The sequence below is a fragment of the Nocardia sp. CA-107356 genome (assembly GCF_050946365.1).
Classification (GTDB): domain Bacteria; phylum Actinomycetota; class Actinomycetes; order Mycobacteriales; family Mycobacteriaceae; genus Nocardia.
The window spans coordinates 2,890,064-2,914,728 of the sequence record NZ_CP191992.1; the positions used below are offsets into that span (position 1 = coordinate 2,890,064).

The following is a 24,665-nucleotide window of genomic DNA, read 5'->3' on the forward strand; positions in this document are numbered from 1 at the left end:
CCATTATGGCGCGTTCGATGTGGCTCGAACTTGGGCTCGTTCGATCGGAGCTCGCATAGAACCAGGGCCATGGCGTGCGAGCCATGGGGCCGCTCCGTGGTTGTGAGCCCGGCGTAGGCGCGCGGATGTGAGCAAAATTCCCGATCGCTGCGCCTATCATGGGTGCTGCTCACGCCCGCTACGGATAGAATTCCGCACCACGGTATTGCATCTAACGACTCAGTGCAGAGACTAGGATGGCTCACGTGAGTAATCCGGATGCGTCAGACGATATCGATATGATGGTCGTTCGCTTGCTCGAGGATGTATTTTCGACTGGCAAGACGCCAGAAGCGACATACACTCCACGATTTGGACAAGACCCGGAAGCGGGTACGTTCGACGACCAGCTGAGAAATAAGGCTCGACGTCGCAGTGGCGGTGTCATGCTGTCCGGAGTTAGCAAGTCCGGAAAAACCTCCCTTGTCGAGCGCGTGTTGCCGGAGGGGAATTCATGCTGGCTTCAAGGCACTCGAATTAACTCGATCGACGATTTTTGGCTTACCCTTGCTCAGCAACTCTTCGTTAGCGACAAGTTTACTAGTCAAGTTTCATCGGATAAGTCGCAATCTGAGGGAGTTAAATTTGAGGCCGGTTGGCGTCCGATTGCCATGGCCTCAATGGATTCCACCGACGGATCTAAAACGGGTAGATCGGATACGTGGTCTTACTCGGGTGTCCCGGCCGAGTCGGTTGAGAAGGCATTATCTGTATCCCGTCGTCCGATTATAATCGACGACTTCCATCACATTCCGAGCGATGTTCGAGTTGAAATTGCTCGTTCTATAAAGCCGCTTCTCAGAAATACGTTTGTCGTCCTTGTTGCGATACCATCGCATTCATTCGATCCGGCAAAGACCGTTGGGGACATTGGCGGTCGGCTGGTTCATTTCAAAATTCCGGAGTGGACTGAACGTGAGCTTATGTCGATTGCTCAACGCGGGTTCCGTGAACTCAATCTCGTCGATGCAGGCGACATGCTTGCAAGGCGGATTGCCCGTTGTAGCTTCGGGTCCCCACATGTAATGCAGGAGCTTTGTTATGAAATTCTATCCCGAGGTCTGGGGGTGTGCGAAACGGCCGCGACACCGCAGCAAGTAGAGATTCCCAGAAAGTTTGACGCAATCGTTCGAGATGCAGCCACCGAGTCGGAGCCTTTTGCGTTTCGTGCGGTCCTCTCCGGTAAGAATACGAAAGGCGAGCCGAGGAAGCCGATTGCGCTCAGCCGGGGAGATCGAACGGATATTTATGGCATTGTCCTGATTGCGATGGCTCGGATAATTCCACCCTCGGTTATTAAGTTCGCTGATATTCGAAAGTCTGTTCATGAGCTAACTGTGGAAACCATTGTAAAGCAGCGCATCGTCGCTGCTCTCACCGGCATGTCCGCTGAAGCGGATCGAAATAAGGGAAACGCGGATCCCATCTTTAGCTATCGCGAGGAGGTTGCATATATCGAAGATCCACTATTTGCCTTCTATTTGAAGTATGGAGATTGGAAGGGCGATGCTATTCAGCGGAAAATCCCTCAGAGGAAGGTGCGCGGACGAACGAAGGGAACTAGGCAGAGTGAAAATTCTCACCCGTCGGGTCAGAATCCAGACTGAGTTGTTGAGTAATCCGGGCTAAAAACGGCAGCGCTTCAGTGCATCGTAGAATCAGTGTCTCAAAACATCCCGCCTAGTTCCATGGCTGCGGTCTGCCAGGAAGCTGCACTGGCCGAATTCATTGGCCAGTCGGTTGCGTTCTCGGCTGGCCGGCGGGGCGATGCGCGTCTGGCCGAAGGGAATCGCCGCCAGCTTCGGACAGAAGGAAGATGCCAGCCGCGGGGTGCGATATGTCTCGCCGACCGACGCGCAAACCCTCGGCGGCCGGAAGGCCGTGAGCATGTAGGTCTGCATTGAACCCGATGCTAGGCAGATGAACTGGGCCCGCTCTCATGGCAGCCATCCGACGTGCGGTCACGACCGTTTGAGCCCCGCCTATGAGCACTTGGAGGGTGCACGCAGGGTGTTGAGGACCGCAACCAGCCATCCGCTCGTCGGCATTTCGGGATGCCCATACCTACTTGGTCACGATGTGGTCGAAGACCGTTCTGGGGACATCCATCCGCGCCTGTCCCGGGTCTGCGGACCGGCAGCGGTTCCGCCACTGCCTAACCGAGCCATCAGAGGCTGCTAGAGCAAGAAGGTCACATCATCGTCTTCCTCCCGCGAGCGGGCAAATAGGAGTGTGTAACGAACATCTCACCCCGGACAGATGCGCGACCTCCTCACGGCGCAATCCCGCCACTCGATGGCGTGAATCGGTGGCAATGCCCGCGGACGCCGGATCCACCCGGGACCGCCGGGTGCGCAGGAAGTCGGAGAGATCGTCCATCCCTCCAGTATTGCCACGGCTTCGCTGGGCGAGGGTGGTCCTGCCGATACCAGGAAGTCCCGTCCGACGGAAGAAGCGTCCCTGAACAGCGGCCGCGCGAAGTCCGACGATCGAACATATTCGATCCGAAGGAGCAGCAATGCGCACACTCATCGTCCACGCCCATCCCGAACCGCGGTCGCTCAACGGCGCCCTCAAGGACATCGCGGTGACCACTCTGCGAGAAGCCGGGCACGAGGTTCAGGTCAGCGATCTGTACGCGATGCGATGGAAGCCGACGGTCGACGCCGACGACTTCGGCGAGACGAGCGGGCCGCTGCAGGTCGTCGCAGACTCCGGTCGCGCATACGACACCGGCACGCTCACCGCCGATATCGCTGCCGAGCAGGAAAAGCTGCGCTGGGCCGATACGGTGATCTTCCAATTCCCGCTGTGGTGGTACGCGATGCCCGCGATCCTCAAGGGCTGGGTCGATCGAGTGTTCACCTACAACTTCGCCTACGGCGTCGGCGAACACAACGAGACCCGCTATGGCGACCGCTACGGCGAGGGCACGCTCGTGGGCAAACGGGCCATGCTGTCGGTGACGATCGGCGGCCGCGAACCGCATTACACCGACCGCGGCATCAACGGCCCCATCGACGATCTGCTGTTCCCGATCCACCACGGCATCCTCTACTACCCCGGCATGGACGTGCTGCCGCCATTCGCGACGTACGGCGCGGATCGGGTATCGCCCGAGGACTTCACCGATGTCGCCAAGGCATGGGAGCAGCGCTTGCTGTCGATCGAGCAGACCGATCCGATCGCATTCCGCACCCAGAACGGCGGCGACTACGAACTGCCCGCCCTGCGCCTGCGCGCAGGTCTGGAAGCCAAGGGCAGCACGGGTTTCGGGTTACACGTGCGCGCTTGACTCAGCTACTCCGCTGGCAGATGGGCCAGCACCGCGGTGCCGAACGCACAGGTGTCGATGGCCGGTGCCGGGCTGCTCCCGGCGCCCAGGGGTCGTGGGCGGGTCAGCGGGCGAATAGCCCGACGACGGTGCCGCTGGCGAGAACGTGTTCGGTGATATCCGAGCGGACCACGTCGGCGCTGGTTTCCTCGGTGAACCCGAGCGATCGGTCGAGCGCGTAGAGGCGGAAGAAGTACCGGTGCGGACCGTCGCCGACCGGCGGTCGCGGACCGCTCCAGCCGATTTCGCCGAAGTCATTGCGACCTGCGACAGCCTTGGGTGGTGACGCCCCCGCACCGACACCGGTCGTGGTCGGTGCGATACCGGTCAGGACCCAGTGCGTGAACGCGCCGCCCGGAGCGTCCAGGTCCTCGCACAGTAGGACCAACTCCACGGCGCCGTCGGGAATGCCGTGCCACTCCAGTGGCGGGGATACATTTCCGCCGTCGTATGAATAGCGGTCCGGAATCGTCGTGTGATCGCTGAATGCGGTACTGCGCACCTCGGCCCGCACCGGAGTCCGTTGCACGTGACTGCCAGGATTCGGCATCGTTTTCCTCCCGTCGATTGTGCTCGGGTTGCCCGCGGGAAATCGGAGCGCGGCGGTTGCGCGCTCGCCGAGCAGGGTCATTGTGCGAGTTACCACTGAGCGACCTGCTAAACCGCCGCGTTCGGCGATCCGTCGTCGAGAAGGTCAGTGTGCCGCGAGCAGGGCCAGCTCCTCGGCGAGGATCTTGACCGTCTCGCGAATCTGGTCTTCGGTGTGGCATGCGGTGACGAAGAACCGCAGGCGCGCGAGGTCATCCGGGACGGCGGGGTACAGGATCGGGTTGACGTTGATACCGCGGTTCAGCAGCGCGTTGGACAGTTTCAGCGTCTTCAGCGAGTCGCCGACGATGCACGGGATGATGGGGGTGTCCTGGCTGTCACCGGTGTTGATACCGGCGTCGCGGGCCAGCCGCAGGAACAGCCGCGCGTTGCGCCGCAGTCGATCGAGCGGTTCCCGGTCGGCCCGCATCTGACGCATGGCCGCCAAGGACGCGGCCGCATTCATCGGCGTCATGCCGACGCTGTAGACGAATCCCGGCGTGGTGTATTTCAGGAAGCGGATCAGTTCGGCGCTGCCCGCCACGTAGCCACCGCATCCGGCCAGCGCCTTGGACATCGTGCCCGACCACAATTCGACGTCGCCGCGATCGACATCGAAGTGCTCGCCGATCCCGCCGCCGTGCGCGCCGAGTACGCCGATGCTGTGTGCTTCATCGATCATCAACAGCGCCTGGTGTTTCCGCTTGATCTCGATGATGGCGGGCAGGTCGGGGATGTCGCCGTCCTGGCTGTAGATGCCTTCGACGAGGATCAGTACCCGGCGGTACTGGTGCCGGATTTCGGTGAGCAGCTGGTCGAGTGCCGCGTGGTCGTTGTGCGGGAACGGACGACGGGTCGCCCCCGACAGTTTGCAGCCCTGCAGGATGCTGTCGTGCGCCAGGCTGTCGTGGATCACCAGATCCTCCGGCCCGACGAGATGCCCGATGATCGTGACATTCGTGGAGTGCCCGCCGACGAGCGCGATCGCATCCTCGGTGCCGAGCAGTGCGGCGAGTTCGGCTTCCAGTTCGCGGTGCACCGGCTTCTCACCGGAGAGCACGCGGCTGGCCGAACATGAGCTGCCGTAGCGCGCGACGGCGTCCTGGACGGCCGCGACGACCGCCGGGTGACCGGACATGCCCAGGTAGTTGTAGCTGGAGAAGTTCAGCACCTCGGTACCGCCGATCACCGACGTATCCCTGGTGACGCCATCGTTGATCAGGAAGTACGGGTTGGACAGGCCGAGCGCTCCGGCCCCCGCGATCCGGTCTTCGATCGCGCGCACCTCGGCGAAGTCGCCGATCCGGTACTCGGGTGCGACCGCCGCCCGCGCGGGTTCGGGAGCGGGCGGATCGATGACCTGACCCGCGACGTAGGTGATCAGGTCAGCCAGCGTCGTTGTCGCCGTGAACCAGGCCGGATCGATGGTCAGTCCGGGCAGTTTGCGGACGAGCCCGCCGAAGAGATCGGTGAGCATGATGGAGTCGAGTCCGAGGCCGTCACTGATGGTCCGGTCGTCGCGCAGCAGGGCCGCCGGGAACCCGCTCACCCGCGCCACTTCCGCGCGCACCAGGTCAGCGACCTTATCCGCGCTGACCGCCGGTTGGGCGGTCACCGTCGGGATCTCGGCGGGTGCCGTTGCGACACTTGCCAATATGGCGGCCTGCTCGCGGAAGAGTGCGATCAACTGGTCCATGGTGGTTGCCTCGGGAGTTGTGGAAGTGGTTGTGCAGGTACGTGGTTCGACCCAGAAGCGGTGTTCGGTCGAGAACTCGTAGGTTGGTAGGCGGCGACGGAATCGCTGGGCCGGTGCGTAGAGCCGATCCCAATCGGGAGCGAATCCGTCGCGGTACAGCGCGGCAAGGGTGTGCGCGAGCTCGGTGCCGGTCGCGCTGGGCCCCGGGCTCGGCACGAGGCACCGCGCCGCGATATCGGGTCGCAACCGTCCGACCAGGGCCGCCAGTACCCGCCGCGGGCCGATCTCGATGATATGGCTGGGTTCGGTGTCAAGTGCGGCCGTCATGGCGTCGGCGAATCGGACGGTGGCACAAATATGTTCGGTCCAGTAGGCGGCGTCCATCGGCTCGGACGCATCGAGCAGGCGTCCACGCACGGTCGAATAGATGGGAATATTCGGTGCACGGTAGACACATTCGCGGGCGACGGACTCGAACTCGGCCAGCATCGGTTCCATCTGCGCGCTGTGAAATGCGTGGGAGACGTTGAGCGCCTTAGTGATCACCGCGCGCCCATCGAGCGCCACCCGGATTCGCTCGATCGCCGCGGCCGGACCGGACAGCACGAGGTCTGCCGCACCATTGACGGCGGCGACCGCGACCATGGGTTCCTCGGCGAGCAGATCGGCGACCCGGTCCTCGGCCGCGTGTACCGCGAGCATCGCACCGCCCGTTGGCAACTGCCGCATCAGCCGACCGCGCGCGACCACCAGCCGACACGCGTCGTCGAGGTCGAAAACCCCCGCGACCGCGGCGGCCGCGTATTCGCCGATGCTGTGCCCGATCAGCCATGCGGGCCGGACGCCCGCGTCGGCGAGTGACCGGGCGAGTGCGTATTCCATCGCGAAGATGGCGGGTTGCGCGAGTTCGGTGCTGTCGATGTCGATGCTCTCATCGAGCAGGAGGTCGCGCACCGATCGGTCCAGGTATTCGATCATGCAGTCGTCGACTGCCCACAGGGCGCGCCCGAACGATGGGTCCGCCGCATCCAATGCCCTGGCCATTCCGGCGAATTGCGAGCCCTGACCGGTGAACATCCAACCGCTGCTGACCGCTTGTGCCACACCGACTTCCAGCTCGCCCCGCAGGCGTGCGATAGCGTCGGCACGATCGTTCGCGACGATCGCGAGTCGAGTGCGCCCGGAAGCCTTGATCTGGTTGCTGGTCCAGCACAGCTGCGCGAACCGATCCTCCGGTACCGTCTCCAAAGCGCTGGCGAGCCGAAGTGCATTGCGCCGCAACCCTTCCTGGTCATTCGACGATAGCGTGAGCACACCACCACCGCCGGACGCCGCCGCAGCGGCGCTCGCGGGTGCGCTCGCCAGCACGATATGGGCATTCGTGCCGCCGATTCCGAAACTGCTGACTCCGCCGAGCGCCGGACCGCGCAGCGGCATCGGCTCCGCGATCAGGCGCAGCCCATGCTGTTGCATACGTAGCTGCGGGTTTTCCTGGTCGGCGAATCTCGTCGGTGCGACGACACCGTGGTGCAGACCGAGTGCGACCTTGATGAGCCCGGCCACGCCAGCCGAGCCCTCGGTATGGCCGAGATTGCCTTTGATGGAACCGATGCCGCAGGGTTCGGCGCGGTTCGTCGCATGCAATGCGCCGAGCGCCTTGACCTCGATCATATCGCCGAGAATCGTTCCGGTGCCGTGCGCTTCGATGAAGTCCACGTCCGCGGGCCGCACCCCGGCCCGCTGATACGCCTCCGTGATCACTTGCTGCTGCGCCCACCGGTTCGGCGCGGTGATGCCATTGCTGCGGCCGTCGGAGTTGACCGCACTGCCCTTGATCACCGCGTAGACCGGCAGTCCCGCGGCCACTGCATCGGCCAACCGTCGCAGAACGAGCACGGCGACGCCTTCACCGCGCACGATCCCATCGGCGTTGCCGCTGAACGGTTTACACCGGGCATCCGGCGCGGACAGGCCCGCCTGGGTATAGAACACGCCGACGGCCGGGGTGAGAACGAGGTTCACGCCACCGGCGACCGCTTGATCGCATTCGCCGGAAGCGAGTGCGCCGCAGGCGAGATGGATCGCGACCAGCGATGACGAACAGGCGGTATCGACCGCGATACTCGGGCCGCGCAGATCGAGCTGATAGGACAGCCGGTTCGCGGTCATGAAATACCCATTGCCCGAACCGTGCTGTGGCGTGATGGCGCTGTAGTCGCTCATCTGCAGGTTCGCCCACTCATTGGCCATCACACCGACGAAAACTCCGGTGCGCGAACCGGACTGGGCTCGCGGATCGAGGGTGGCATCCTCGAAGGCGCGCCAGGTGGCCTGCAGCAGGAGGCGCTGTTGCGGATCCATCGCCTCGGCCTCCCGAGGTGCGATACCGAAGAATTCGTGGTCGAACGCATCCGCGTCATCGATGAATCCGCCGCTGCGGGTATTGATGGTGCCCGGCGCGCCGGCGGGGTCGTGGAAGTCGTCGGCGTGCCAGCGGTTGGCGGGCACCTCCGAAATCGCGTCTCGTCCTTCGAGCAGCAACTGCCACAGTGCGGTTGGATCCGGTGCCTGGGGAAATCGGCAGTCGATGCCGACAATGGCGATATCGGTCATGTGGCGGGGGCGAATTCGGCGGCGAGGTGGGCGGCGATAGCGGCGATGGTGGGGTAGTCGAAGATCAGGGTCGGGTCGACGTCGAGTGACCACCGATCCTCGATCTCACCGCACAGGTTCACCGCCGACACCGAGTCCATGCCGAGCTCCGCGAGCGGCATCGTCGGATCCACTTGGTGCGGACCACGATCGGTGTAGTCGGCGACGCGGTGCACGAGCCAACCCTGGATCGACGTCGGGTGGGTCGCAGCTGTGCTGAACATAGTGGACTCCTCGGCTGGGTACAGGTCGGTCAGACGGTCAATGATCGGCTCAGTGCCGGTTCGAGATCTTCGTGCAGGACACCCTCGACGCGGTGCTCGAGAAACGCCGTCCGCATCGAGCTGCGCTGGACCTTGCCGCTGGTGGTGCGATGCACCGATCGGGGTGCCACGAGAACGACATTCGGCGCGGGTATGTCGAATCCGCGGGCGACCGCGAGCTTGATCGCCGAGGTCAGCTCGGCGAGCGTGGCCGCACCCTGCAGTGCCTTCTTGACGCCCTGCAGCACGACCAGTCGTTCCCGGCCCCCGGCGTCGACGGATACCGCGACGCCGGTGTTGTCGAGTGCCGGATGCAGCCCGCGCACCAGTTCCTCGATGTCCTGGGGATAGACGTTGCGGCCGTTGATGATCAGCAGATCCTTGAGGCGGCCCGCGACGAACAATTCGCTGTCGTGCAGCAGGCCGAGATCACCGGTGCGCAGGAACGGCCCCTCGGTGCCGAGGTGGGCGTCGAAGGTCTCGCGCGTCTCCTCGGGCCGATTCCAGTAACCAGCGGCGACGCTGTCGCCGCGAATCCAGATCTCGCCGTCGGCGCCGTCGGGCACCTGCTGCCGCGTGTGCGGGTCGACGATGCGGATGTCGAGTCCGCGGGCCGCGCGTCCGCAGCTGACGAGTCGGCTGTCGCGACCGGCATCCAGGATGGCGGGCGCCGCGTCGATCGCTGTGCTGCTCGCGAGCAGCGTCACCTCGGCAAGACCGTAGGAGGGCAGGAACGCCGTCGGTCGCCAGCCCGCGGGTGCGAACCGCTCGTTCACCGCCAGCATTGTCTGTTCGCGAACCGGTTCGGCACCACACAATGCGACTTCGAGAGTGGACACATCGAGCTCGGCCAGCTGCTCGTCGGTCACTCGCCGCGCGATCAGGTCGTAGGCGAAATTCGGTGCCGCGGTGAAGGTCGCGCGGTACTTGTCGATAGCCTGCAGCCAGCGCACCGGGCGCTTGAGGAAGGTCGTCGGAGACATGAACACCAAATTTCCTCCGCCGTAAATGGATCCGAGCAGCGAGCCGATCAGGCCCATATCGTGGAATTGCGGGATCCAGCTGACACCGGTCGCGGCGTCGTTGAACCCGATCGCGAGGATGGCGGCCTCGTTGTGCATGAGATTGCCGTGCGTGACGACGACGCCCTTCGGGATACCGGTGGAGCCCGAGGTGTACTGCAGGAAGGCAATCGTCCCCGAGTCGATATCGGGCATCCGCCACGCATCCGGGTCACCGAGTGGACCGTCGGTGGCGATGACGACCGCATCCGTGGCCGCCGTGACCAGTGGCTGGACGCCGGTGGTGGTGAGCACCAGCCGTGCACCGGAATCTGCGATTACGGCCGCCACCCGCTCGGCGCTGCTCTCGTCGTGCGGCACCGGTGCGGGTACCGCCACCACACCCGCATACAGGCAGCCGAGAAATGCGCGCAGGAACTCCATGCCATCGAGGTAGAGCAGCAGAACCGGCTGCGTCGATTCCGGACGGTGCGCCAACCAAGCGGCCACGGCCCTGGCGTCGCGATCGAGTTCGCGATAGCTGACGATCTCCTCGACGAGTTCGCGACCGCTCTCACGCAGATAGGTGTAGGACCTCGTGTCCCCGTATTCGGATACTTGCCGCCGGACGTGGTGGACGTAACTCGGCTGCATACTGTGTTTTCCTCCGGGGGAGAGACGTCATCGGGACTACATATGACTGTCACCGCTCCGCCCCGCAGGAAATAGGGCCCTCAGGTATCACCCAGCAAACCCGAGGGTGCCCCGTCCGTACCCCTGGGTGTATTCGCTCGTCCGGTCGGGACGCGTGGCACGCGGGAAAGCACACCTGCTAGGTCCCTGGCATGCCCGCTCGTGATGAGAAGACCGGTTGAAGCAGCGTTCGACCATATTGCGGCGCCGGTAGGCGGTCGGATCGAATACTGGTGGGCGACCACCGGCACTGTCTGTGCGGCGGTCTGATCGCTGCGTCGGGCGATCGTGCCGGTGATGCCCCGCCCTCGCGCGAAATCGGCCTTACCGCGACAACTGTTGCGCCGCAGCATCTTCGGTTGTCGGATCGGCGAGTCCGGCCAGCCGGTGCGGGGCCAGCAGGGCTTTCACGGTGTCGGCGGGGAGTGGGCCGAGTTCGGTGGCGATCTCCTCGACGGTGCGGCCGGTGTGCAATGCCTGTTCGGCGATTCGGGCGCTGGCTGCGTAACCGATATGCGGGGTGAGGGCGGTGACGATGCCGATCGAGTGCCGGACGCCCTGTTCCAGATGTTCGCGGTGTGGTGTGATGCCCGCGATGCATCTGGTCGCCAGGGTGTCGACGGCGGCGGTCAGATGTGCGGTGGTGCGGAGCATGCTGTAGGCGATGATCGGTTCGAAGGCGTTGAGCTGGAGTTGCCCCGCCTCGGCGGCCATGGTGACGGTCATATCGTTGCCGACGGCCTCGAACGCGACCTGGTTGACGACCTCCGGGATGACCGGGTTGACCTTGCCGGGCATGATCGACGATCCGGCTTGTACCGGTGGCAGGGTGATTTCTCCGAATCCGGTCGTCGGTCCCGAGGACATGAGCCGCAGGTCGTTGCAGATCTTGGACAGCTTGACCGCGACGCGTTTCACGATTCCGGAGATCTGCACGAAGGCGCCGCAGTCCTGGGTGGCCTCGATGAGGTCGGCGGCCGGTGTCACCGGAATACCGGTGAGCTCCCCGAGATGGGTGCAGGCCAGCGCGGGATAGTCGGGGTGGCCGTTGATCCCGGTGCCGATCGCGGTGCCACCGAGGTTGCATTCGCGCAGCAGTGCGGTGCCTTCGCCGAGGCGAGCGCAGTCCTCGCGCACCATGATCGCGTAGGTGCCGAACTCCTGACCGAGCGTCATGGGTACCGCGTCCTGGAGCTGGGTGCGACCCATCTTGATGACGTCGGCGAATTCGATTGCCTTGCCGTCGAATTCGGCCGCCAATCGGCCCAGCGCCGCGATGAGGTCGTGGATGTGGTGCACGACGGCGAGTTTCACCGCGGTCGGGTAGACGTCGTTGGTGGACTGGCCGAGGTTCACATGGTCGAGCGGGTCGAGTTCGGTGTAGGCGCCGCGGTCGTGGCCGAGCAGTTCCAGCGCGCGGTTGGCGATGACTTCGTTGGCGTTCATATTCGTCGAGGTCCCGGCCCCGCCTTGGACGGGATCGATGGGGAATTGATCGTGCAGTGCGCCGCCGCGGATCTGCGCGCAGGCGGTGTCGATGACGTCGGCGCGGCGCGTGTCGAGCAGGCCGAGGTCCCGATTGGCGCGGCAGGCGGCCTGTTTGACCGCGGCGAGCGCGTTGATCAGGGCCGGGTAGTTGCCGATGCGGTCGCCGGTAATGGCGAAATTGTCCAGCGCGCGGGCGGTGTGGACACCCCAGTAGGCCTCGCGCGGTACCGCCCGGGTGCCGAGGGAATCGCGTTCGGTGCGGGTGCTTTCGATCATCGGTAGCTCCGGTTCAGTTCTGTGAGTGATTCGGAATCGGCTGTGTCGCAGGGTGATTCGATAGTTCGCCGAGCAGGTTGGTTGTCATCCAGCGACGCAGGCCGCTACCGGACATGCCGAGGTCGACAAGGTAGGCCAATTTCGCGAGCGCGGCCTCTCTGGTCAGATCGCAGCCACCGATGGCACCGGCAGCGCGCAGGGCACGGCCGGGCTGATAGCGGTCGAGATCGACTGCGCCGCTATCACAGTGGGTGATGACGACTACGGGAGTCCCGCGGGTGGTGGCCGCACGGACGGCTGCCGCCGTGGCGTCACCGTGCATCGGCAGTGTGCCCGCGCCGTAGCATTCGAGCACGAGTCCGCCGCGGTAGTGGCGCAGTGCCGCGTCGAGCAGGTTCGGATGCATTCCAGGAAAGACGGTGAACAACCCTACCGGCGGGCTGTCCGCGCGCGGCCGCGACTCGGGCAGCCGGGGCGGCGTCGGCGGCGGTGTGAATTCCCGGACCGTGGCGAAACCGTCGTAGTCGTCGCAGGCGCGTTTGCTGGCCCGCACGGCGGGATGCAGTGACCTACCGAAGGCGATGAACGTTCCCGCAACGGTGTGGGCGGCAATGTGGTTCAACGCCAGAGCCAGGTTGCTTCCCGCGTCGCTGCCGGGCTGGCCCAGCGGGATCTGGGCTCCGGTGAGCACGACCGGCACGTCGAGATCGTGCAGTTCGAATGCCATCCGTGCACCCACGTAGGCCATGGTGTCGGTGCCGTGCACGACGAGGACCCCGTCGGGACGTCGATGCGCGATGGCGGACCGTACCTGTTCGGCGATCAGCCGAGCGGTGCCGGTGCCCGCATCGGAACTGTCGATGACCTGCTCGAGTTCGGTGTAGTCGAAGCGGACCGCGATGCCGTTCGTACGCTCGAATTGTGCGACGGCGTCGGCGATCTCGCCGCCCAGGCCGCGGCGCGGTCGCAGACCGGCACCGTGATCGACCATCCCGAACGTTCCACCGGTGTAAATGATCTCGACGGTGACCGGCGAAAGGGATTGCGGCACAGTGGAAGCCGAGCGAGAGGTCACGCGTCTACCGATCCGTTCGCGGCGCTGTCGGGCCGCGTCATCGGGGCGAGGACATCCGGATCGAGCCGTCCGCGAACCCGGAACCAGCCAGCGACCATGGCGGCGACGACGAGCAGGAACGCCGCCAGCGTGATGCGACCGATCTCGGCGTCGAAGAACATCAGCACGATCACCGCGACCAGAAAACCGAGCGTGAGAATGTTGAGTACCGGTGCGAAAGGCAGCCGGAAGGCGGGGCGCTCGTAGTGCCCCTGCCCGGCTCTGCGCACGAAGATCCAGTGGCAGATCATGATCGACGCCCAGGTGCCGACGATGCCGAGTCCGGCCAGGTTCAACACGATTTCGAAGGCCTTGTGCGGCATGGCGAGATTGAGCACCACTCCGGCGATGCCGACCACGCTGGTGATCAGGATCCCGCCGTACGGTGCACCACTGCGATTCATCCGCTGCGCGAAGCGGGGCGCTGCGCCCGCCACCGCCATCGAGCGCAAGGTGCGCCCGGTCGCGTAGAGCCCGGCGTTCAGACTCGACATCGCGGCGGTGAGCACCACCAGATTCATGACGTCGCCCCCGTGCGGGATGCCGACCGAGCTCATCACCGTGACGAACGGGCTTTCACTGGAGGAGTAGGCCGTCCACGGCAGCAGCAGCGTGAACAGGATGACCGACCCGGCGTAGAACAGGATGATCCGCCACATGATGGAGTTCACCGCGCGCGGCACCACGGCCCGTGGATTATCGGATTCGCCTGCGGCGACACCGATCATCTCGGTCCCGCCGAAGGCGAACACCACCCCGAGGGCGATGGTGAGCATCGGTGCCAGCCCGCGGGGGAACAGCCCGCCGTGGTCGGTGATCGTCGAGATACCGGGGACGTTCCCGCCGACCGATGTGCCGGTAACGATGAATCCGATCGCCAGCACCATGAACGCGATAATGGTCCCGACCTTGACCAGCGCGAACCAGAATTCCAGTTCGCCGAACAGCCGGACCGACACCACATTGAGCCCGACGACGACCGTCAGTGCGATCAACGCGAGCAGCCACTGCGGCACGGGTACGAAGAACGACCAGAAGTGCGCGTACAGCGCGACCGCTGTGATGTCGGCGACGAGCGTGGTCGACCAGTTCAGGAAGTACAGCCAGCCCACCGAGTACGCGCCGCGTTCGCCGAGGAATTCGCGGGCATAGGACACGAACGCCCCAGACGAAGGCCGGTACATCACCAGTTCGCCGAGCGCGCGCACCACCATGAACGTGAAGATCCCGCACACGATGTAGACGAGGGCGAGGGAGGGGCCGGCGAGAGTCATCCGGCCGCTGGCACCGAGGAACAATCCGGTGCCGATCGAACCGCCGATCGCGATCATCTGCATGTGGCGCTTACGCAGCCGCTTCTGGTAGCCGAGGTCGCCGATATCGATGCGCGGTGCTGGCGCGGTGGCGGTGGCGATCGACTGTGGGTCGTGGTCTTGCATCGAAAACCTTCCATGGACCGGATCCAGCCTCCGCGGATGGGCGGGCGCCTCGGCGTTGTGCGCAACACTCAGCAGTAAGGCTGTCAGGCTGTAAGACAGGCTGACTGTAACGGGGGTCACAGCGGCTGTCAACGCCGGGCTCGCCCCTGGCCGATACTCGCTGGACCGAGCGTTTTGACGCCGTATCGCGGAAGTCTCCATACTGGTCGCGTGACGGTCGAAGAGGGATACGTGCAGCGCATCGGCGCGACTGAGGCGGTATTTCGTCGACTGAAGAGTCTCATCCAGAGCGAGGACTATGCGGTGGGCGACCGGCTGCCCGCGGAACTGGCGCTGGCCAAGCAGTTCGGCGTGAGCCGACCGGTGGTCCGTGAGGCACTGCATGCCTGCGCGATCCTCGGCCTGACCGAAACCCACACCGGCCGAGGCACTTTCATCGTCTCCAAGAACGCTGATACGCAGCCGACCTTCGCCGGTGTCGGCGCCGACGACCTGATCGAGGCGCGGCGGCTCGTCGAGATACCGGCTGCCGGGTTCGCCGCCGAGCGTCGCACATCGGACCAGGTGCGGCAGCTGTTCGGGATCCTCGACAAACTGGCGGCGACCACCGATGCGCACGACTGGGTGCGCTACGACGGCGAATTGCACACCGCGATCGCGGCCGCCAGCGGCAATACGATGCTGGCCGCCATGGTCGCCGACACCCGCCGCGCGCTGGACCTGCAATCGGAATTCCTCAACCTGACCCAGGACCGCCGCACCGATTCCGACCGCGAGCACGAGGCCATCGTGCGGGCCATCGAGGCCGGTTCACCGGAATCCGCGCGTGCCGCGATGACCGATCACCTGGAGCGCGTGGCCGCGACGGTAGCCCGCATCGGTGCCTGAGCGTCGAACACTCGAAGCGACAGCACCCCGTGTGACCTGAGCAGCATGGTGAGATCGGTACTCACCGCGAAGTATTCGCCGTCGATGTTTCCGACGGCGTACGGGCGGTCTGCGGTGTCAGGATTGATTCAGCTCGGTGCGGATCGCCTCCACCGTGGCATTGAGCCGGGCCTGGTGTGAGCCCTGCCAGTAGACCCGACCGCAGTCGCGGCACTGCCGAAACGTGTCGTAATGGCGGCGAGTGAGCGGTTCCAGCCGATCTTCGACCTCGGTTTTGGCGACCGCGACGACGGCGCCACCGCAGCGCAGGCAGCGGGTGAACGGCGCGAGGCGTTCGACGAGGTCGAGTCGCCGGATCACCTCGATGATCTGATCGACCGGCCGGTCCGACCAGATGTACACACCGTGAGTTACGTTGCGCCGCTTCAGCAGTCCGCGGTCGCGGGTGAGCAGGATCCGGTGCTGGGCCGCCGACAGTTCAGCGAGTGCCGCATCGTCGGCGTCCCACGGACAGTGCACGTCCAGGCCCATCAGCCGCATCAGCTTGGCGAGGCCGCCGAGATTGACATCGGCGACGAAGCGTGGCTCGCGCAGCGGGCGTGGGCGCACCTTGGTGGCCCGGCCGATGTCGAGGGTTTCGAACACGGGATAGGCGGTGATCCGATCGCCGTCGTGCGGATGCTGGTCGAAGGCGACCGGTTGCCCGTTGACCAGTACCAGGTCGACCTCGGTGTGCGGGATGCCAGCCGCCTCGATGACATCCTTCACGGTCTGGTGCGCCCGGAACGGTCGGCGCAGCACCGGGTATCGCTCGTCGGGCCGTAGGAAGTCGTTCAGCTCGGCGTAGACCCGCAAGTCGACGCTCATTCGACGAATACCGCCATCGATGCCGTGAATCCGTGCAACGCATTGCGCCCTGCGATGGGGCCGATCTCACCCGCGGCGAAGAAGCCCGCAAGTGGAATGCCGCCCAGCAGGTCCTCGATCGCCGCGGCGTCGTGGTTCGCGACCCCGAACATCCGCCGGCCGCGTCCGTTGCACGTGAACAGCAACGCACCGGCCGGGCGTCCCGGTAGGTCCGAACCCATATGTACGAGGGCCGCACGCAGATCTTCGTCCGCCCCGACCGCATCGCGAACCTGGAACTGCACGGTCGTGCCGACCTCGACGATCTCGCCGATTTCGATCGCGCCGCTCGACGGGTCGGCGCCGAGGAGGCCACGGATCAGGAAATCGCCCTGCCCGGGTACTGCCAGATGTTCGTCGACCACGACACCGATCTGCAGCCCGTGCGTCACCAGTTCCTGCTGGTCGGGTGGCAGCATCTCGACGATGTCCCGCAACCGCTCGATCGGCGGTCGGCCGCCCAGTTCGGTGATCAGTGCGCCACGCGCGCCGGTGACGATATACGGATATCCGATCGGACGGCAGCCTTGCGACACGATGGGGACACTGTGCAGACCGGGAAGTCGCACGCCGACGGCGCCGGAGGTCACCACATCGTGATCGTGGAACAGCTTGCTGCCGCCGGGCCATTGCGCGCCGCTCACCAGCCCGCCCATCACGGTGGTGCCGGGCAGATCGGCGTTCAGGTGCTCGAGCAGTACGTCGGCCGGGAACGAGAAGGGGTCCGGTAGCAGCAGATGGAAGTCGCGTGCGGCCTTGTCGAAGCGGTAGCCAGCGAGCAGCCCGCCGGTCGCTGTTCGGATGAAGTCGAGCTGGAATGTTTCGGCGGCGTCGGGCAATCCGGATGCCAGCCATACCGCTACCGCTGGCTCGTCCTCGATCTCGCGACGGCCCGCTACGATCGCCTGCGCCACACATCCGACGAGTGCGGGTACCCGGACCGTCTGGTGGACTCCGGCCAGTACGGCCGAGGCCTCGTCGGTGTGTGCTCGTGAGGCCAGCAGCACAGCAAGCGACGGCGTCTCGCCCGCGATCTGATCGCGCGCGTCCGCTGCGGCCTCCGCGCCTGCCTGCCGTGCTCCCGGCGCGGTGGAGAGCCCTACTCCGATCCGCACTCCTCCATCGTAGCGAACCCTATGGAAGCGTAGGTGTTGTTGCCGCACAAAGCATTTCAGTCGAGCTGGACCGAATTGCGCGATCGGCGGTGGCTACCGCGTCGGAGTGGTGCTCGGTGCAGGCGTGCCGGTGGTCGTGCCTTTGCCGTTGGCAACGCCGAGGTCAACCTTTATGTAGGGCTTCAGAAGCGTCTCCCACGAATTCCGCATTTTCTGGTATTCGTCGCCACACCCGGCGGCGCGCTGCATCGGTAGGCGCCCCTTCTGCTCCGGCTCACCCGGCTGGGTCACCAGAGGCTTGAGCACGTCGGGCGCGGCGCCGTAATCCCAGCAGATCAGGTTGTAGGCGCGTACCTGGGAAAGTGAGTGCTCATTGGCGAAGGTGTGCGCATCGAGGCTTGCCGGGTCGTCGGAGATATCGAACCAGAAGTCCGCTGCGGCGGCCACGCCAGCGATACCGGAAGGGCCCGGGGTGGTCATCTGGAGCAGGGTGCCGAGCTGGTCTGCGGAGTCCTCTTCGCGTCCGGTTGTAGGCAGCGAATACAGGTCGATCGCCATATGTCCGGATTCGTGGAAGGTGAGCATGCGCGTTACGCCGTCGAAGTACAGATTGAAGTAGTCGGAGCGTCCCTCGGACTGCATGGACGCATATTTGTCGGCGACTGCGAACATCTCGTAACAGAGGATGATCGATTTCGTCGCCGGGTCCCAGTAGGCGTTGAACTCGCCACATTCCATTCCGACGACGGGCACATCCTTGGGCAGCTTATAGATCCCACCCAGGGCATCGGCAAGGTCTTCGATTATTTTGTTGTCTTGAGCGACCTTCTTGCCGTCCTTCGCCGATTGCGAACCCATCGCGCGCTCGTACTTGGCAACGAATTTTCCCGTGTTCGCTACAGCGCTCGTAGCCGCGACACTTGTCGACCCCGGTGCCGCTGGAGTCTCGCTCTTATTCGACGAGCATGCCGCGGTCACCATAATCAGCATGGTCACCGCCCCGGCCCATCGATACCGATTCGGAACCATTGCCATTCCAGCCTCTCCAAACCGCAGGGACCACGACGCCTGGACAGATGCTTTGCTAGATGTTAGCAACCGCATGTACTCGATACGGTCGGTTTATTCATACCGCGCGCGGACCTCGGGCGACCTCCGATCAGGAGAGGGATCTACTTGCGGTCGAACCGCGCCCGAACCATCTCCATTCGCATATGCAACTCCTCCGGGGTGATCAATCCGCGGTCCAGCAGCGTATGGGCCGTGACGACGACTGATCGGGTCCGTACCGGAAAGTCGTGGTAGATCGTCTCACCGAGCGCATCCTCGGCCTTGCGGCGTTCCAGGTTGTCCAACGTGCCGCGCCAGGACAGACATTCGCATGTCGCCTGCATGCTCGACTCCCACGGGTCGGGCTTGCGGTCGAGGTCGGGGAGGGTGCTCTCGCGCCGGGACTCGGGGTCCAGGGTATGCAGGAGCACTTCGTACGGACCGCTGTTCACCGTTGCCCATCCTTGGTCGTCGCGGCCCGGATCTGGTCCGGCGGCGCCTGCGCGGTCCAGTCGACCTGGGGCAGTGCCACGCCGATCATCGTGTCCCGGGTGACGATGGCGGCGAGTTGTTCCTCGGTCCAGCCCTCGGTGCCCGCGGGACGCATCGGCATCACCATGAACCGGGACTTCTGGTTCGAATCGTGCACTCGGACCTCGACGTCGGGCGGAAAGTGCAAGCCGAATTCGGCGAGCACCTCACGAGGCCAACGCACCAGGCGCCGACGGTAATTGGGCGTGCGATACCAGTCCGGAGACATACCGAGGACCGGCCGCGGGTAACACGAACACAGCGTGCACACGATCACGTTGTGCACCTCGGGCGTGTTCTCCAGCACGTAGAAGTAGGTGTAGTCGCTCGGCGTTCCAGAGCCGGTCGGGTCACGCCAGTCGATGCCGACCTCCTTGCACGTCTCGGTCCCATCGGCGAGCAGGCGCGCCTTGAAATCGGGGTCCGTCCACGCCTTCGCGACCAGTTTCGAACCGCCGTGCGGACCGACCGATTCGGCCCATTCCGAGAACCGTCGGTGGTCTTCCTGCGAGAAGAGCCCTTTTTCGATGGCGAGTTCACGAATCGCGGTCTCCAGGACCTCGAATTCGCTGATCTCCGCACTCGTCTGGATCGGTGCGTGCGCCCCGTGATCGTGGGTATGACTCACTTGGAATCCTCCTCTGCGGGTTCGAGCCAGTGCTCGGACACCTCCGTCTCCAGGGTGTCGACGTCGAAGCCGGTGTATTTGGGCCACAGGTCTTTCTGGCGGAATCGCACGACATAGAACGGTTCGAAGCGACCGTTGTCGCGTCCCCACGCCTCGTCTTCCGGGATCACCCATTCGGGCCGGTTTTCCACGACCACACCCGTGCGTCCGCGGGTGTAGGCCTGGGTGCGGGTATGGAACATCGACGTCGCGTTTCGCACCCGGACGCGATCGCCGATCCGGAACTTCCTGGTCATGTCCGCGCCTCCATTCGTGCGCGTACTTCGTCCAATTTCGCAGACAGTTCGTCCGGTGTGATCAAGCCCTTGTTGATCAGGAACTTCGCGGCGACAGTCGCCCAGCGTGCGTAGTAGGGCAGACCGAAGTACAGCGTCGCGCCGAGGTCGTTCTCGGCCCGCCGGCGTTCCTCGGAATTCCACACGCCACGCCAGCCGAGGCATTCGCACGTGACGTAGGTATTCATCTCCCAAGGTTCTTCGACTTTTTCCTTGTACTCGATCGGCACATCCGGCTGTCCGCCGACGTCGTGCGGGACGTGTCGCAGAGCGGCGAACAGTGCATTCGAGATCTTGTACGGCGAGTCCAGCGGCTTGCGGAACACTGGAGCGATATCTGCGACGCGACTTTGAATATCGTCGAATTGGTTCGGTGAGCTCATGAGGTCTCCGTAGTGACGGATCCGATGTTCCCCGACAGGGTGATTGCATACGGCGCACACCCGGCTATTCGGCGGTCGACCGACCTGAACTGGTGACAAAGCGCTCCGAGGAGGTGCCTGCCGTCATGTATCGCATCGTGCAGGTATGCCCCGGTGCGCGATACCGCGCTCTGACACCCTCCATCAGGCGGCGGGAGTTGTGACTCCTGTCACAACAGCATGATATTCGTGACAAGGGTACAGGCCAAGATCGCGTTGTTGAAGACGCCGCTCCGGACTCGGACCGTGCTGGTCGTTCCATCGGTTGCGTCGCCGGCCTGCCACGTGTGAGCGGACGCCGGTCTGCCGGTCACGATCGCTGCCGGGATCGGGGGAGCGCGAAGAATGGCACCTGTCGGCCGGTTACGCCGGGACCGCGGTTTTGGAGGTGGCCGGTGGGTGTATGACGCCGGTGAAATTTCCGCCGGAGAGGGTGTAGGTGTGCCGGCGTACGGCGTCGCCGGAGTTGCCTTCGATGGTGGTGATGGTATTGCCGTTGCGGGCCACCACTACGCCGATGTGGTTTTGGCCGCCGAACACGACGAGATCCCCGGGACGGGCGCTCGACATGTTGCTATCGGCCAAGCCCTGATTCGCGGCGTCGGACCAGACGCTCGGCACGTAGTTCTTGTTGTTCCAGTGGACGTCGATGCCGGACTGTTTCCAGACCCAAGTGGCGAACGATGCGCACCATGCGTCATCGATGTTGTACGGCCGGTTCACGTGGTTGGTTCCGACTTCGGCGACGCCGAGTTCGTTCTCGGCGAATCCCTTGATCTTGTCGAGGGTGCTGGCGTCGGTGGGTGCCACGTAGCTGTGGCCGGACCATGGTTGCGTCAACGGCGCCGTGGTCCCACCGTAGCCGCTGCTCGTCGGGTTGTCGGGGGCGGAGTTGTTGATGTGGTAGGCGTGCCGCTGGATGTCGGTGGCGGCGTCCAGCATCTGCTGCTCTACCGTTGCGGCGGTGGTGGCGCACGCGGTCCGCAGTGGGCCCTCCACCGATTCCGGCCAGTATTGTTTGCCCGTAGTCGTGTCGATGCTCGGTGCGGGTGCGTCGTTGATGGTGCCTTGGAGTTTTTTGACCGCTCTCTCGATGTCTTCGTATGCGTCGCCCGCCACGGAGTAGGTCCCGTAGATCGAGTTGTCGACGCCTTCGTCGTTGTCATCCATCGAGGCCTTGATGTCCTGCAGTGCGGAGACAGTTTTGTTGTGGTCGGTGGTCGCGATCGACTGGTTCTGGTCGTCGATGATCTTCTTGTCCTGCAGCAGTTTCACGAATTTCGGCGCCCTGGACGGTGTGCCCGCGCCGAGGTTGTCGACGTTGGCCTGGACCGCCGCATGGGTGGCGCTGACGATGCCTTTGAGCGTTTCCGATGCGAAACCGGGAACGGTCAGTGACGGGACGATCCGATAGTGATCAACGGTCGGGCTCATCGCAGCCCCCGGTTCTCGTTCGGCTGTGGACTTACGAACAGCGACATCCGTAATCCTCTACTCACAGGGGCCGATCCGATTCGAGTATCGGGCATTCCCAGAATCGGGAATAACGGGCTCAGTCGTTGCCCGACACCGGGTACCGGTTGGCAGACGGTGGCCCGCATCCGAATAGCTGAATAGCGAAAGGTGTGGCGCCATCCTCGCGGGGTAGGCAATCGATCGAGATAGCCACGCCGTCAGTGCCAACTGGGAGCACAAGGGCCTGAACTCGCCGCATGGGCCGAACCCGACTGGTGCTCCCGGCAGCCGAAATCCCACCGCCGTTCTCGAGCGACAGCAGGCTCAGGAGGTGACCATGGATATCAGAGAACAATGCGCGCTCCCCATGAGAACGGCGTATGCGGGCATCCCGTTATCGCTTGTCACCGCGGTGACGGGCATCCGCTCAACGCTCGAAGGACATCCCCGCCAGAGCAAAGGAGCAACAAATGTCCACCATCCACTTCAAGGAGACGACGAAATCGACGCCCGAGCAGTTCGTCGCGGCGCTGACCGACTTCGGGCCGGGCCGCTCACAGGTGTTCGGCAACAGCACCGACGAATTCCTCGAGGTGCATGCCCGGGGACCCGGCGAGGCCGACGTCACGGAGGGCTCGCACGGCATCTGGGAACGCCTGCACTACGACTGGTCGGACCCCAACCACGTCGTCATGACGACCACCGACTCCAACGTGTGGGGTGGCCACTCGGGCCACACGTACACCTTCGCTCGCCGGCCCGACGGGACGACCGATATGGATGTCGTCATCGTGCGCGAGGGTAAGAACCTCAAGGGCCGGGTGCTCGGCGTGGTGGTCGGGACGTTCGGCAAGCGCGTCTTGAAACAAGCGCTCGATAAGACCGTCAAGGCCGTCGAAGCTCGCAACAGCGGCGCGGGAACGGCGGAACGCTCATAACCGGACCCGCCACGGGGCCGCGCCTCGCAGGCGCCACTTTTACGGACCGTCAGGTCGAGCTTCGCCGCGCACGGCGTCTTGGCGCGTGGTTCGTCGTTCGTCGATGCCGTCCGACCGGCCACGGGCCACTTGACGGTTGTGCCACACGGTGCTTCAGTGGATTCTAACCGTCATAAAAGGTAGAAGGGGTTAGAGATGACTGCTGTTCATCACCGCTCCGCGACCGTGCAGGGCCAGCGGCTGTTCTATCGGGAGGCCGGCCCCGCCGCCGCCCCGGCGATCGTGCTACTGCACGGTTTCCCGGCCAGCTCGTTCATGTTCCGCAACCTGATTCCCGCGCTGGCTGATCGATATCATGTGATCGCGCCGGATCACCTCGGATTCGGGCTGTCCGCCGCTCCCTCCGTGGACGAGTTCGACTACACCTTCGATGCTTTGGCCGACCTGACCGCCGGGCTGCTCGAACAGCTGCGTGTGACGCGCTACGCGATCTACGTTCAGGACTACGGCGCCCCGATCGGCTGGCGCCTCGCTTTGGCCAACCCACAGGCCATCACCGCGATCATCACGCAGAGCGGCAACGGCTACGACGCCGGCTTCGTGGACAGCTTCTGGACCACCGTGTGGGACTACCAGCGTGCGCAGACGCCCGAGACCGAGGCCGATATCCGCAACGCGCTGACCCTGGAGGTGACGAGGTGGCAGTACCTCACCGGCGTCGCCGACGAGAGCCTGGTCAGCCCGGATGCCTGGCATCACGACTTCGCGCTGCTGTCGCGGCCGGGAAACGACGCCATCCAGCTTGCGCTGTTCCGCGACTACGCGACCAATCCACCGATGTACCCGGCGCTGCACGAATATCTGCGCTGCTGCCACCCGCCGCTGCTGGCGGTATGGGGCAAAGGAGATGAGATCTTCGGACCGGAAGGCGCCCGCGCGTTCGCCGAGGATGTACCGGACGCGGAAATCCACCTGCTCGATGGCGGGCACTTTCTGCTGGAGAGCGCCGGCGACGAAGTCGCCGAACTGATCCGCGACTTCATGAGCCGCGTGACCGTCACGCGCTGACCTACGAGTCTGAAGTGGGCGAATACCTTGTCACGGCTGTCCGCCACGGCCGTGCCGACGCTTCGCTCGGGCAGTCTCACCCGGTATGGGTAGCCAGTAGAAGGCAATGAATGCGGCGATCACGGCTAGGCCGAGAAAGGGAAACAGGACACCCAGCAGGATTCCGCTGGCGATCCAGGCGAGGGCGAGCCGGAATCGCCAGGCGATGGCTCGCGCGCCGACGGGATCAATCGTGGCGGCGAGCAGCCGGTGGTTTCGACGCGCGTACTCCCAAATGATGTTGAACAAAATGGCTGCCAATTCGAAGGTGAGGCCGTGGAACACGACGGCCGTGCGCTGCCCGTGCCCATCGTGAAAGGCCTTGGCCAAAACGGAGGCGGCGAACGGCAAGAACGCAATGTCCATCAGGAGCACGGTGTTCAGGAACAGCACCACCCGGTCGACACGACGGATGTGATCGAACATGACGTGATGGTTGACCCATATCTGCCTGATCAACATGAATGTGATGACGTAGGCCAGATAGGACGGCCAGAGGGTGCCGAGGCCGTGGAGCAGGTCCTGGGTATCTTCCGGTACGCGGATCTCCAGGACGAGCAGAGTGACGGCGATGGCAGTGACCGCATCGCTGAACGCGACGACTCGCGCAGGATCGCGCTCGGCGCCGAACGCTGTCGAACTCGTCGGCTCACCAACGGGTTCTGTCATTGCCCCAGTGTGCGGTACTGACCAGTGCCGGACGGGTA

Annotated in this window: 22 protein-coding genes; 5 read left to right on the forward strand and 17 right to left on the reverse strand. The window is 64.4% G+C overall.

Annotated elements, in window-relative coordinates; translation table 11 throughout:
• Positions 1 to 245 precede the first annotated feature (245 nt).
• Positions 246 to 1,646, forward strand: coding sequence for a hypothetical protein (locus ACQP1G_RS12950; protein ID WP_433202818.1), 1,401 nt, complete (start codon positions 246 to 248; stop codon positions 1,644 to 1,646).
• A 51-nt stretch (positions 1,647 to 1,697) separates the two neighbouring features.
• On the opposite strand, the gene ACQP1G_RS12955 is transcribed toward ACQP1G_RS12950, so the two are convergent.
• Entirely contained in the window at positions 1,698 to 1,940 is a 243-nt protein-coding gene (locus tag ACQP1G_RS12955) for a hypothetical protein (RefSeq protein WP_433202821.1), read from the reverse strand.
• Positions 1,941 to 2,557: 617 nt separating this feature from the next.
• Between ACQP1G_RS12955 and ACQP1G_RS12960 the strand changes: the two genes are divergently transcribed.
• Positions 2,558 to 3,334, forward strand: a complete 777-nt coding sequence (locus ACQP1G_RS12960; RefSeq protein ID WP_433202824.1) for an NAD(P)H-dependent oxidoreductase — start codon at positions 2,558 to 2,560, stop codon at positions 3,332 to 3,334.
• Between the two features lie 103 nt (positions 3,335 to 3,437).
• Here the strand turns inward: ACQP1G_RS12960 and ACQP1G_RS12965 are convergent, their stop codons facing one another.
• The 7 genes from ACQP1G_RS12965 to ACQP1G_RS12995 form a co-directional block, all read right to left on the reverse strand.
• Entirely contained in the window at positions 3,438 to 3,923 is a 486-nt protein-coding gene (locus ACQP1G_RS12965) for a YbhB/YbcL family Raf kinase inhibitor-like protein (RefSeq protein ID WP_433202827.1), read from the reverse strand.
• A gap of 144 nt (positions 3,924 to 4,067) precedes the next feature.
• Positions 4,068 to 8,270 (reverse strand): type I polyketide synthase, encoded by a 4,203-nt coding sequence (locus ACQP1G_RS12970; protein WP_433202830.1) that lies wholly within the window; start codon positions 8,268 to 8,270, stop codon positions 4,068 to 4,070.
• Positions 8,267 to 8,533 carry an acyl carrier protein gene (locus ACQP1G_RS12975; protein ID WP_433202833.1) on the reverse strand — a complete coding sequence of 89 codons (267 nt, stop codon included), beginning with the start codon at positions 8,531 to 8,533 and terminating at the stop codon, positions 8,267 to 8,269. Before ACQP1G_RS12975 ends, ACQP1G_RS12970 begins: the two co-directional genes overlap by 4 nt.
• A gap of 29 nt (positions 8,534 to 8,562) precedes the next feature.
• Positions 8,563 to 10,227, reverse strand: a complete 1,665-nt coding sequence (locus ACQP1G_RS12980) for a fatty acyl-AMP ligase (RefSeq protein ID WP_433202836.1) — start codon at positions 10,225 to 10,227, stop codon at positions 8,563 to 8,565.
• Positions 10,228 to 10,590: 363 nt separating this feature from the next.
• Complete coding sequence (locus tag ACQP1G_RS12985) at positions 10,591 to 12,030, reverse strand: aspartate ammonia-lyase (protein ID WP_433202839.1); 1,440 nt, start codon at positions 12,028 to 12,030, stop codon at positions 10,591 to 10,593.
• Between the two features lie 13 nt (positions 12,031 to 12,043).
• Positions 12,044 to 13,105: an asparaginase domain-containing protein gene (locus ACQP1G_RS12990; protein WP_433202842.1), complete on the reverse strand. Its 1,062-nt coding sequence runs from the start codon at positions 13,103 to 13,105 to the stop codon at positions 12,044 to 12,046.
• The gene (locus ACQP1G_RS12995) at positions 13,102 to 14,583 is read right to left on the reverse strand and encodes an amino acid permease (protein WP_433202845.1); all 1,482 of its coding nucleotides are present in this window, start codon (positions 14,581 to 14,583) and stop codon (positions 13,102 to 13,104) included. Before ACQP1G_RS12995 ends, ACQP1G_RS12990 begins: the two co-directional genes overlap by 4 nt.
• Before the next feature lie 210 nt (positions 14,584 to 14,793).
• Between ACQP1G_RS12995 and ACQP1G_RS13000 the strand changes: the two genes are divergently transcribed.
• On the forward strand, positions 14,794 to 15,471 hold the full coding sequence (locus ACQP1G_RS13000) for a FadR/GntR family transcriptional regulator (RefSeq protein WP_433202848.1): 678 nt from the start codon (positions 14,794 to 14,796) through the stop codon (positions 15,469 to 15,471).
• Between the two features lie 117 nt (positions 15,472 to 15,588).
• Here the strand turns inward: ACQP1G_RS13000 and ACQP1G_RS13005 are convergent, their stop codons facing one another.
• The 8 genes from ACQP1G_RS13005 to ACQP1G_RS13040 form a co-directional block, all read right to left on the reverse strand.
• Positions 15,589 to 16,338, reverse strand: a complete 750-nt coding sequence (locus ACQP1G_RS13005; RefSeq protein WP_433202851.1) for a Mut7-C RNAse domain-containing protein — start codon at positions 16,336 to 16,338, stop codon at positions 15,589 to 15,591.
• Positions 16,335 to 17,492, reverse strand: a complete 1,158-nt coding sequence (locus ACQP1G_RS13010; protein WP_433202854.1) for an FIST signal transduction protein — start codon at positions 17,490 to 17,492, stop codon at positions 16,335 to 16,337. Before ACQP1G_RS13010 ends, ACQP1G_RS13005 begins: the two co-directional genes overlap by 4 nt.
• A 93-nt stretch (positions 17,493 to 17,585) precedes the next feature.
• The gene (locus ACQP1G_RS13015; protein WP_433202857.1) at positions 17,586 to 18,350 is read right to left on the reverse strand and encodes a DUF4344 domain-containing metallopeptidase; all 765 of its coding nucleotides are present in this window, start codon (positions 18,348 to 18,350) and stop codon (positions 17,586 to 17,588) included.
• A 314-nt stretch (positions 18,351 to 18,664) separates the two neighbouring features.
• Positions 18,665 to 18,994: a ScnB gene (locus tag ACQP1G_RS13020; RefSeq protein ID WP_433202860.1), complete on the reverse strand. Its 330-nt coding sequence runs from the start codon at positions 18,992 to 18,994 to the stop codon at positions 18,665 to 18,667.
• The gene (scnC, locus tag ACQP1G_RS13025; RefSeq protein ID WP_433202863.1) at positions 18,991 to 19,701 is read right to left on the reverse strand and encodes a thiocyanate hydrolase subunit gamma; all 711 of its coding nucleotides are present in this window, start codon (positions 19,699 to 19,701) and stop codon (positions 18,991 to 18,993) included. Before scnC ends, ACQP1G_RS13020 begins: the two co-directional genes overlap by 4 nt.
• On the reverse strand, positions 19,698 to 19,997 hold the full coding sequence (locus tag ACQP1G_RS13030) for an SH3-like domain-containing protein (protein WP_433202866.1): 300 nt from the start codon (positions 19,995 to 19,997) through the stop codon (positions 19,698 to 19,700). Before ACQP1G_RS13030 ends, scnC begins: the two co-directional genes overlap by 4 nt.
• On the reverse strand, positions 19,994 to 20,419 hold the full coding sequence (locus ACQP1G_RS13035) for a hypothetical protein (protein ID WP_433202869.1): 426 nt from the start codon (positions 20,417 to 20,419) through the stop codon (positions 19,994 to 19,996). Before ACQP1G_RS13035 ends, ACQP1G_RS13030 begins: the two co-directional genes overlap by 4 nt.
• Positions 20,420 to 20,821: 402 nt before the next feature.
• Positions 20,822 to 21,892 (reverse strand): CHAP domain-containing protein, encoded by a 1,071-nt coding sequence (locus ACQP1G_RS13040; RefSeq protein WP_433202872.1) that lies wholly within the window; start codon positions 21,890 to 21,892, stop codon positions 20,822 to 20,824.
• 491 nt (positions 21,893 to 22,383) lie between these two features.
• Here ACQP1G_RS13040 and ACQP1G_RS13045 point away from each other — a divergent pair, with 491 nt between their 5' ends.
• Together ACQP1G_RS13045 and ACQP1G_RS13050 are read left to right on the forward strand one after the other, a co-directional pair.
• Positions 22,384 to 22,851, forward strand: coding sequence for a hypothetical protein (locus tag ACQP1G_RS13045; RefSeq protein WP_433202875.1), 468 nt, complete (start codon positions 22,384 to 22,386; stop codon positions 22,849 to 22,851).
• A gap of 195 nt (positions 22,852 to 23,046) precedes the next feature.
• Complete coding sequence (locus ACQP1G_RS13050; RefSeq protein ID WP_433202878.1) at positions 23,047 to 23,919, forward strand: alpha/beta fold hydrolase; 873 nt, start codon at positions 23,047 to 23,049, stop codon at positions 23,917 to 23,919.
• Positions 23,920 to 23,949: 30 nt separating this feature from the next.
• Here the strand turns inward: ACQP1G_RS13050 and ACQP1G_RS13055 are convergent, their stop codons facing one another.
• Positions 23,950 to 24,627: a TMEM175 family protein gene (locus tag ACQP1G_RS13055; RefSeq protein ID WP_433202881.1), complete on the reverse strand. Its 678-nt coding sequence runs from the start codon at positions 24,625 to 24,627 to the stop codon at positions 23,950 to 23,952.
• Positions 24,628 to 24,665 lie beyond the last annotated feature (38 nt).

Excerpts from the sequence above, each read along its gene's own strand:
- ACQP1G_RS12955 (WP_433202821.1), bottom strand. The coding sequence starts at position 1,940 with ATGCAGACCTACATGCTCACGGCCTTCCGGCCGCCGAGGGTTTGCGCG.
- ACQP1G_RS12960 (WP_433202824.1), top strand. The coding sequence starts at position 2,558 with ATGCGCACACTCATCGTCCACGCCCATCCCGAACCGCGGTCGCTCAAC.
- ACQP1G_RS12965 (WP_433202827.1), bottom strand. The coding sequence starts at position 3,923 with ATGCCGAATCCTGGCAGTCACGTGCAACGGACTCCGGTGCGGGCCGAG.
- ACQP1G_RS12970 (WP_433202830.1), bottom strand. The coding sequence starts at position 8,270 with ATGACCGATATCGCCATTGTCGGCATCGACTGCCGATTTCCCCAGGCA.
- ACQP1G_RS12975 (WP_433202833.1), bottom strand. The coding sequence starts at position 8,533 with ATGTTCAGCACAGCTGCGACCCACCCGACGTCGATCCAGGGTTGGCTC.
- ACQP1G_RS12980 (WP_433202836.1), bottom strand. The coding sequence starts at position 10,227 with ATGCAGCCGAGTTACGTCCACCACGTCCGGCGGCAAGTATCCGAATAC.
- ACQP1G_RS12985 (WP_433202839.1), bottom strand. The coding sequence starts at position 12,030 with ATGATCGAAAGCACCCGCACCGAACGCGATTCCCTCGGCACCCGGGCG.
- ACQP1G_RS12995 (WP_433202845.1), bottom strand. The coding sequence starts at position 14,583 with ATGCAAGACCACGACCCACAGTCGATCGCCACCGCCACCGCGCCAGCA.
- ACQP1G_RS13005 (WP_433202851.1), bottom strand. The coding sequence starts at position 16,338 with ATGAGCGTCGACTTGCGGGTCTACGCCGAGCTGAACGACTTCCTACGG.
- ACQP1G_RS13015 (WP_433202857.1), bottom strand. The coding sequence starts at position 18,350 with ATGGGTTCGCAATCGGCGAAGGACGGCAAGAAGGTCGCTCAAGACAAC.
- ACQP1G_RS13030 (WP_433202866.1), bottom strand. The coding sequence starts at position 19,997 with ATGACCAGGAAGTTCCGGATCGGCGATCGCGTCCGGGTGCGAAACGCG.
- ACQP1G_RS13035 (WP_433202869.1), bottom strand. The coding sequence starts at position 20,419 with ATGAGCTCACCGAACCAATTCGACGATATTCAAAGTCGCGTCGCAGAT.
- ACQP1G_RS13040 (WP_433202872.1), bottom strand. The coding sequence starts at position 21,892 with ATGAGCCCGACCGTTGATCACTATCGGATCGTCCCGTCACTGACCGTT.
- ACQP1G_RS13045 (WP_433202875.1), top strand. The coding sequence starts at position 22,384 with ATGTCCACCATCCACTTCAAGGAGACGACGAAATCGACGCCCGAGCAG.
- ACQP1G_RS13050 (WP_433202878.1), top strand. The coding sequence starts at position 23,047 with ATGACTGCTGTTCATCACCGCTCCGCGACCGTGCAGGGCCAGCGGCTG.
- ACQP1G_RS13055 (WP_433202881.1), bottom strand. The coding sequence starts at position 24,627 with ATGACAGAACCCGTTGGTGAGCCGACGAGTTCGACAGCGTTCGGCGCC.